The 9,173-nt window shown below is 31.4% G+C and carries 3 protein-coding genes; all 3 read left to right on the top strand.

What is annotated here, in order from left to right; translation table 11 throughout:
• The first annotated feature begins 99 nt into the window (after window positions 1-99).
• The 3 genes from LPC13_RS11565 to LPC13_RS11555 all read left to right on the top strand — a co-directional run bounded on the left by LPC13_RS11565 (window position 100) and on the right by LPC13_RS11555 (window position 9,075).
• A complete protein-coding gene (locus tag LPC13_RS11565; protein ID WP_234088819.1) occupies window positions 100-6,741 on the top strand; it encodes a discoidin domain-containing protein in 6,642 nt (2,213 codons plus the stop codon).
• 131 nt (window positions 6,742-6,872) lie between these two features.
• On the top strand, window positions 6,873-7,319 hold the full coding sequence (locus LPC13_RS11560; protein ID WP_005210789.1) for a thioredoxin domain-containing protein: 447 nt from the start codon (window positions 6,873-6,875) through the stop codon (window positions 7,317-7,319).
• A 268-nt stretch (window positions 7,320-7,587) separates the two neighbouring features.
• Window positions 7,588-9,075, top strand: a complete 1,488-nt coding sequence (locus LPC13_RS11555) for a 4Fe-4S dicluster domain-containing protein (RefSeq protein WP_040418636.1) — start codon at window positions 7,588-7,590, stop codon at window positions 9,073-9,075.
• Window positions 9,076-9,173 lie beyond the last annotated feature (98 nt).

The following is a 9,173-nucleotide window of genomic DNA, read 5'->3' as shown; positions in this document are numbered from 1 at the left end:
GGTATTATTTAGTCTCGCAAACTTATTGTATTTCCTTAGGTTGAGAAGAGCAATGTTCATATAACTTAACAGATCGATTTAATATAATGGGGGGTAAAAATGAAGAGAAGAATGTTAATGGCTAAAATTACAGCCGCAACTTTAAGTGGGATGTTATTAACAAGTTATGTAACACCATCAACAACAGCGTATGCAGATGTGTTCTTAGCTAATCAAAATGAAGAGGTAAGTACTAAGGTTGATGTTAACGGTTACGAACAAATTGGTTCAATAACTAATTATATTCAAGATGAAAATAAAGTCACTTTTGATTTGTCCACTGGTGAAAAGTTAAGAGTTTCTTTCTTAGAAAATGGTGTATTCCGTATATATATGGATCCAACAGGTGAATTCCAAGAAGACCCTACTCCAAATGCTGCAGATCATATAACTAAAATTATAGATAAAACTGAAGATGAGTATAAGTCTGAATATAGTATAGTTTCACCTATAGTAACAGATGGAGATATTATTACTGTTTCTACAGACTCAATAGAATTGAGAGTAGAAAAATCTACTAGTAATATGGAATTAATAAACAAAATTACAGGAGAAACTGTTTGGAAGGAAGCAGAAGCATTAAAGTATAAAAATAATGAAACAGTTCAAACTTTAGAGGCAGCTGACGATGAATATTTCTATGGTGGAGGAATGCAAAACGGTAGGTTCTCACATAGAGGTAAAACTATCAATATTAAAAATGAGAATAACTGGGTAGATGGAGGAGTTGCAAGTCCAACACCATTCTATTGGTCTACTAAAGGTTATGGTGTAATGAGACATACATTTAAACCAGGAGAATATGCTTTCTCATCAACTGAAGAAGGTAAGGTTATTGCAAAGCACTCTGAAAAGAGATTTGATGCTTATTATTTTGTAGATGAAAAGCCAACAAATATAATAAATGAATTTACAGAATTAACAGGTAAGCCAGTATTATTACCTGAGTATGGATTCTATTTAGGACATTTAAATTGTTATGCTCGTGACTGGGTAAATGATGAAACAGGTCAAGAATCTCAAACACAAAAACCAGGATTTGATAGACAAGAAACTTTAATGGAAGATGGTAAAAAGGATTTAGATAGCCATATAGACAATGATATGCCACTTGGATATTTTTTACCTAATGATGGATATGGTTGTGGATATGGTAGAGAAGAAACTATTGATGGAAATATAGGAAAATTAAAAGAATTTGTTGATTATGCAAAAGAAAAAGGAATACAAACAGGTCTTTGGACTCAAAGTACTTTAAAACCAACAGGAAATCAAGCAGCTTATTTAGAGCGTGATATAGATAAAGAAGTTGGAGTTGCAGGAACAAATGCAGTTAAGACTGACGTTGCATGGGTTGGAGCAGGATATTCATTTGCACTTAATTCAGTTAGACAAGCTGCAGAAGGAATTATAAATAACTCTGTGGATGATGCAAGACCATTTGTAGTATCTCTAGATGGATGGGCAGGAACTCAACGTTATGCTTCTATATGGTCAGGTGACCAATACGGTGGTAGTTGGGAATATATTAGATTCCATATACCAACTTACATTGGTTCAGGCTTATCAGGACAACCTAACGTAGGTTCTGATATGGATGGTATTTTCGGAGGAAGTAAATTAGTTCAAACAAGGGATTTCCAATGGAAAGCATTTACTCCAATCCAACTTGATATGGATGGATGGGGAAGTAATAAAAAGATTCCACAAGCATTTGGTGAACCATATACATCAATTAATAGAACTTATTTAAAGTTAAAATCTTCAATGATGTCATATAACTATAGTATTGCAAGCGAGGCTACTAATGATGGTGTGCCAATGATTAGAGCGATGATGCTTGAATATCCAGATGCATATACTTATGGAACTAACACTGAATATCAATATATGTGGGGACCTAGCCTTTTAGTTGCTCCAATATATCAAGATACTGAAGGTGATGCAAATGGAAATGATATAAGAAATGATATATATCTTCCAGATGAAGATCAAATTTGGATAGATTATTTCAGTGGTACACAATATAGAGGTGGTGGAGTATTAAATAATTACGAAGCACCAATATGGAAATTACCATTATTCGTTAAGAATGGAGCTATCATTCCTATGAATAATCCTAATAATACTCCAGAGGATATAGTTGATTCAACTCGTATTTATGAAGTATATCCAAGTGGAGATACAGAATTTGAAGTTTATGAAGATGATGGTTTAACAACAGATTATCTTGAAGGAAAATCTGCAACTACATTAATTACTTCTACTGCTCCAAAGACAGGAAAAGGTACAGCTGTAATTAAAACAGGTTTATTAACTGGAAGCTATGAAGGCATGGTTACAGAAAGAGAAACAGAATTTATTGTTAATGTAAGTGAAAAGCCATCTAACTTAACTGTTAAAGTTGGTGGAAATAATGTTGTATTAACAGAAGCTTTATCTTTAGAAGACTTTGAAAATGGAACTAATATGTACTTCTATGATATAGCACCAAACTTAAATAAATATGCAACTGAAGGTTCAGAGTTTGAAAGTGTTGAAATAACTACAACACCTAAGGTTTATGTTAAAGTTGAGTCAACAGATGTAACTAAAAATGAAGTAGAATTAACAGTTTCTGATTTTATAAATGTTCAAGATGTTACTAAAAATGAAATAAATGAGAATTTATCAGTACCAACAAACTTTGTAGCACCTGAAGATAGCATAACTTCAGATTCAATCAAATTAGTATGGGATGAAGTAGAAGGTGCAGACACATATGATGTTGAAATTGATGGAGTAATATTTAAAAATATTAAATCAAATGAATATAATCATACAGGATTAGATTTTGATACTGTTTATAATTATCGTGTACGTAGTGTAAATTCTGATGGTCATTCAGAGTGGAGCGAAGTAGTTTCTCCAAGAACATCTTTAGACCCACATCGTAATGTACCAAAGAATATGGAAGCTATATGGACAGGTGGGCAATATAGTAGTGATGTACCGGCAAATGCATTAGATGGAGATGACAATTCACAATTCCACTCAGCAGGAAATGCAATAAATCAACCATTTGTAGTTGATATGAAGAAGGCATATACACTTGAAAAATTAGAATTATTATTTAGAAATAATGGTAATGGTTCAGTAAGAAGAGCTGAAATTTATGCAAGTTTAGATGGTGTTAATTATACAAAGGTATTTAGTAATGCTGCCGATAGTGGAAATGAAGCATGGGCTACTGATGGGGAAGTTAAAACTATTAACTTTGATACACCATTAACTGCTCGTTACTTTAAGCTTGTTACTAAAGAATCAATAGGAAACTTCTTAACAATGAGAGAGTTCAGACCTTATAAATTAGATGGTAGTGAAGGTAAGGTTGTTGGTGACTGGAACAATAGTGGAAGTATTGAAGAGGGTGATTTAACATTCCTTGAAAACTATACTGGATTAACAACAGTAGATGCAGATTGGGAATATGTTTCAAGTGCAGATTTAAATGCTAATGGTCTTATTGATGCTTATGATATAGCATATGTTGCTAGTAAGTTAGAAGGTGGAATTAATCCATCTAATGATACTATGGCTGGAGAACTTATGTTATTACCAAGTAAGACTGATTTAAAAGCTGGAGAAACATTCACAGTTGATATTATAGGTATGGGATTATCGGATGTTAATGCGTTCAGTACAGCAATTCCTTTAGATTCAAATAAATATGAATTAGTAGGAACTCCAACAGGTACTATACTAACAAGCACTATGAAGAATCTTTCAAAGGTTAGAGTTCATACTGATGGCTCACAAGATATTTATACTGTGTTTACTAATATAGGAGATAGTATAAAGGTTAAGGGAACAGATTCAGTAGCAAGAATAACTTTAAAAGCTAAGGTTGATACTAAATGGGATATGGAATTATCTCATGGATTAATAGTTGATAGTAAGTTAAATTCTAAGATAGCAGTTGCTAAGATAACTGATTTAGATGCCGAATTACCAGAAGGAGAATTAGGGGTAACTAAGATTAATAGCAGCAGTATAACAGTAAGTGGTGACGAAACTCAATTACAAACTGGAATGGGATTAAATAAATTAATTGATGGAACTACAAGTAGTGATGATTCATCAAGAATGGATTTAAAATGGGTATATAGTGCAGATCAAGTAGATAAGGGAACTCTTCCATTTGAAATGACATTTGAATTTGATGGTGCAAGAGAATTCGATAACTTTACTATTTATAACCGTATGGATGGTGATGGAAGAATAAACACTGCTTCTCTTAAAGAAGTAAAAGCAGTTGGATATTTAAATGGCATTGCTATTGATTTAGGTACTGTATCAAATATTACAACAGCTACAACAGTTTATGAATTAAATGGACAAAGCTTTGATAAGATAGTAATTACTGCTTTAGATTCTCATAAAGATAAGCAAACTTTAGCTATAAATGAAATAGAATTCTATGAAAATACAGGGGCTGCAGTAAAAGGAATTGAATTTGCTGAAGGAACTGTTGAAAAGGTATATCCTAATAAAATAACACCTATATTTGCAAATGTATTACCAAGTAATGCAAATGACTTAAATTATAGAGTAACATCAGATAATGAAGAAGTTGTTCAAGTAGTTCGTGTAGATAGTGAAGATGTAGTTAACTACTACTTAAGAGGGCTTAAAGCAGGAACTGCTACTATCACTGCAACAACTGCAGATGGTAAGTTTAGTGTTGAAAAGACTATAACTGTAGGTGAAGGTGCAGATAAAACATTATTAATTGAAATGTTAGATTCTACTAAGGAATATACTAATTTAAGTGAAATCTATACAAAATCAACTTATGAAAAATTAACAAATGCAATTAAGGCAGCTCAAGAGATTATAAATAATGAAAGTGCAACTGAAACAGAAGTAAGTAATGCAATTAATTCATTAAGAACTGCAATTAATGGCTTAGAAGAAAGAGATACAATTGAAGAAAATAAAATAAGCTTTAAAAATATACAAGCTATAGATGCTACTAGTGAAGCAACAGCAGATGGTGATTTAAAAGAAAATGCTGTAGATGGAAATGAAGATTCTATATGGCATTCAGCTTATGGAGCATCAGATTCTTTACCAGTTTCTTTAACATTAAAACTTGATAAAGCTTATAATATTAATCAAATAGATTATTTACCAAGACAAAATAGCAAAAATGGTCATGTTAAAAAATACATGATTGAAACTAGTTTAGACGGTGAAAATTGGACAGAAGTTAGAGTTGGAACGCTAGAAGTTAATAAGGCTGGAACTGCTTTAGTTAATACTGGTTATAATCCAATAAGATTTAATTCTACAGAGGCACAATATGTTAGATTTACTGCTCTTGAATCTTTAGGGGATACTAATAATAAGTATGCAAGTGTTGCAGAATTAGCATTCTACGGAACAGAAATTAATGAAGAAGTAGAAGATGCAGATAAAATGATCTTAGAGTTTACTGTTGAGATAGCTAAAGAAGTAACTCAAGAACAATTAGATAAGGTGGTTCCAGTAGTAAAAGCTGAGTTCTTAGCTGCATTAGAAGAGGCAGAAGCTATATTAGCTAATGAAAAAGCCACTCAAGCACAAGTTGATGCTTCATTTGAAAGATTAAGCAATGCTATGCAATTATTAGAATTTATTGCTGGAGATAAAACTCAATTAATTGCTTTTGTTGAAAGAGTTAATGAATTAGATTTAGCACAATATATTCCAAGTACTTTAGAAGCATTACAAAATGCACTTAAAGATGCTAATAATGTAATAGCTGATGAAAATGCTTTAGTAAATGAAGTAAATGAGGCGTATAATGCCTTAGTTAAGGGATATCTACAAATAAGATTAAAGCCAAGCAAAGATAAGCTACAAGATTTAATAAATAAAGTACAAGCTTTAGATAGTACTAAATATACAGATGAAACTTGGGCTATAGTAGAAGCTAAACTAACTAAAGCTACAGAAGTTATGGCTAATGAAGAAGCTACTAAGGAAGAAATTGAAGAAGCAATTTCTGAATTAGATAACGCTGTAGAAGCTTTAGAAGAAATAGATAGTAAAGAAGAGGTAGTAGCTGGAGATAAGAGTGAGTTACAAGCTAATATTAAAAATGCACAATCATTGTTAAGTGAAGATTACACTGAAGATTCATTTGCTGCATTTAAAGTTAAGCTTAATAAAGCTATAGAAGTAAATATTTTAGAAGGTGCAACTCAAGAGCAAATTGATGAAGCAAATTCTGAATTATTAGATGCTATAGATGCTTTAGTAAAAGTAGAAAAAGATGAAACTGAAGATGAAGGAATAGTAGAAGTAAATAAAGAATTGTTAAATGCTTTAATTAATAATGCTTTAAATTTAGATAAGAATAAGTATACTTCTGAAACTTGGGCTCATGTTATGAGTGCTTTAAAAACTGCACAAGAAAAGATGGCTAATGAAGAAGCAACTCAAGAAGATGTAAACAAGGCTTATGATGATCTACAAGCTGCTATGGATGGATTAAAAGAAGCTGAGAAAACACCAGCTAATAACCCAACAAATGGCGGTACAACAACTGATACAAAGAAACCAAATAGCACTGGAAAATTACCAAATACAGGTGGAGTTTCAGGAATAGCTATTGGATTATTAGGGGCATTAACATCTGCTTTAGGATTTGGGATGTCTAAAAAGAAGAAAAAGTAATATTCTAAATCAAAGTTTAGGAATTAAAACTTAAGAATTAAGAATTAAGAAACTCCTTAGGGAGTTTCTTAAGACTTTATTCTAAAAAATAATAATTTAAATTACATATTAAGTTAAGGGGGCATAAATTTATGAAAAAATTTATTAACATTGCAATAACTTTAATATTGATTTTCAGTTTTGTTGGATGTAACCAATATACTAGAGATAATACTAGCGGGTCAATAACTGAGATAAATTTAGATGAGGCTTTAACAATAGCTAAAGAAGAAAGTGAAACTATATTACTTTTTACATTATCAACATGTAAAGATTGTAAAAAGATGAAAGAAGTATTAACTCCATATCTAGAAAATCATTCTTTAGAAATTAATGAAGTTATTTTAGATAAAGAAGGAACATCTGATGAAGAAGTACAAAATAATAGAAGGAAAATCAATACTGTATTTGAAGATTTTAATTCAGTACCATCAATGTATTATTTAAAGGATGGAGAAATTATTGATGAAATTTTTGAAATTACAGAAGAAGAGCAATTAGAAGAGTGGGTTGTAAAGAATAAATTAGATAAGAAATAGATATTAATTTGAACTGGTTAAATTATTTTGTCATAATTACCAGTTTTTTTATAATAAATAATTTTTAAGATAGAAAGATTAACTTATAACGAGGGAAATTTACTTAGAATATACTATATGAATAGCTCGTGAAGATAAGTTTAAATATAGAGTGAATTTAAATAATAATTATTAAATAAAATAAAATTCAGAAAATTCAGAAATAAAAGTAATATTGGTAAAATATTGTATAATTAAAGTGGGTGAAGAGAATGAGGGGAGTGGTAAAATGTTTAAATTTGAGACGCAACTAAAAAAGCTTAAACATGAAGTTTTAACTGAAGTTGCAAGACTTGCAAGGGTTGATGGAATAAGCTTAGAAAGTATAGAAAAAGTTCCTTATGAAGTAATAAAAGGAGATATTGCACAATATAGATGTTGTGTATATAAGGAAAGGGCTATAGTTTTAGAAAGAGCTAAACTTGCAGCAGGTTATTTAGCAAATGGGGATAATGCTGATACTGATTTAATAGATATTAGACCAGATGAACAAATTATTTATGTTATTGAGGCTGCATGTGATAGATGTCCTATAAATAAATTTAATGTAACAGATTCATGTAGAAATTGTTTAGCACATAGATGTCAAGAAGCATGTAATTTTGGAGCAATAACAATTGTTAATGGTAGGGCCTATATTAATCAAGAATTGTGTAAAGAGTGTGGTGGATGTAAAAGAGCATGTCCTTATGATGCTATATCAGAGGTTATGAGGCCATGCAAAAGAGCGTGTCCAACAGGAGCTTTAGATATTAGAGAAGATGATAGAAGAGCTATGATTAAAGAAGAATTATGTGTAAATTGTGGTTCTTGTATGAGGGCATGTCCGTTTGGAGCAATTTCAGATAAGAGTTTAATAGTTCCAGTAGCTAAGAGACTTGGTAGAAATAGAAAGATGTATGCTGTAGTTGCACCTGCAATAACAGGGCAATTTGGACCAACAATGAATTATGGCAAAGTAAGAAATGCTATAAAATCTCTTGGATTTGAAGATATGATAGAAGCAGCATTAGGAGCAGATGCTGTAACTGTTCATGAAGCTAATGAATTTGTTGAAAGGATGGAAAGAGGAGATAAGTATATGACTAACTCTTGTTGTCCAGGATTTTTAAGCTTTATTGAAAAGACTAATCAAAGTGAAGCAACTAAAATTTCAGGAACAGTTTCACCTATGGTTGCAACAGCTAGATATATTAAAAAGAAAGATCCAGAAGCAAAGGTTGTATTTATTGGGCCTTGTACAGCAAAGAAAGGTGAGGCAGTTAGACTTGGAATTGCTGATGCAGTTGATTATGTTTTAACATTTGAAGAATTGCTTGCATTATTTGAAGCATTTGATGTAAATCCATTTGAATGTGAAGAGGAAAATGTTAATGATGCATCTGTATTTGGAAGAGGCTTTGGTGCAGCAGGTGGTTTAACAGCTGCTATTAAGAACTATGTTTCAGATAGTGGGGTAGAAGTTGAATTTAAGCCGGTAGCTGTTTCAGGATTAGAATGTAAGAAAACTGTAACGCTTGCTAAGATGGGGAAATTGCCAGGAAACTTTATTGAAGGTATGATGTGTGAAGGTGGGTGTATAAATGGTGCAGGAACCATGGTACCACCACTTAAAGCTAAAGGTGCATTTACTAAGATAAATAGTACAACAACTATTAAAGCTGTACTTAAAAATCATACACTTAAAGAGTTTGAAGATGTAAATTTAGAAAGATAAAGATGTAAGAATTAATAATTAAAAAGTAGGATTATATTAAGAGGCATTAGCTTATTGGATATAGTCCTACTTTTATTAAAAAGAGTAATATTAAATTG

It is taken from the genome of Clostridium celatum (genome assembly GCF_021412605.1).
In the GTDB taxonomy this organism is placed as follows: Bacteria; Bacillota; Clostridia; order Clostridiales; family Clostridiaceae; genus Clostridium; species Clostridium celatum.
This window is presented reverse-complemented; position numbering and strand designations above follow the sequence as displayed.

Coding starts and splice junctions, on each gene's coding strand:
- LPC13_RS11555 (WP_040418636.1), top strand. CDS start 7,588: ATGTTTAAATTTGAGACGCAACTAAAAAAGCTTAAACATGAAGTTTTA.
- LPC13_RS11560 (WP_005210789.1), top strand. CDS start 6,873: ATGAAAAAATTTATTAACATTGCAATAACTTTAATATTGATTTTCAGT.
- LPC13_RS11565 (WP_234088819.1), top strand. CDS start 100: ATGAAGAGAAGAATGTTAATGGCTAAAATTACAGCCGCAACTTTAAGT.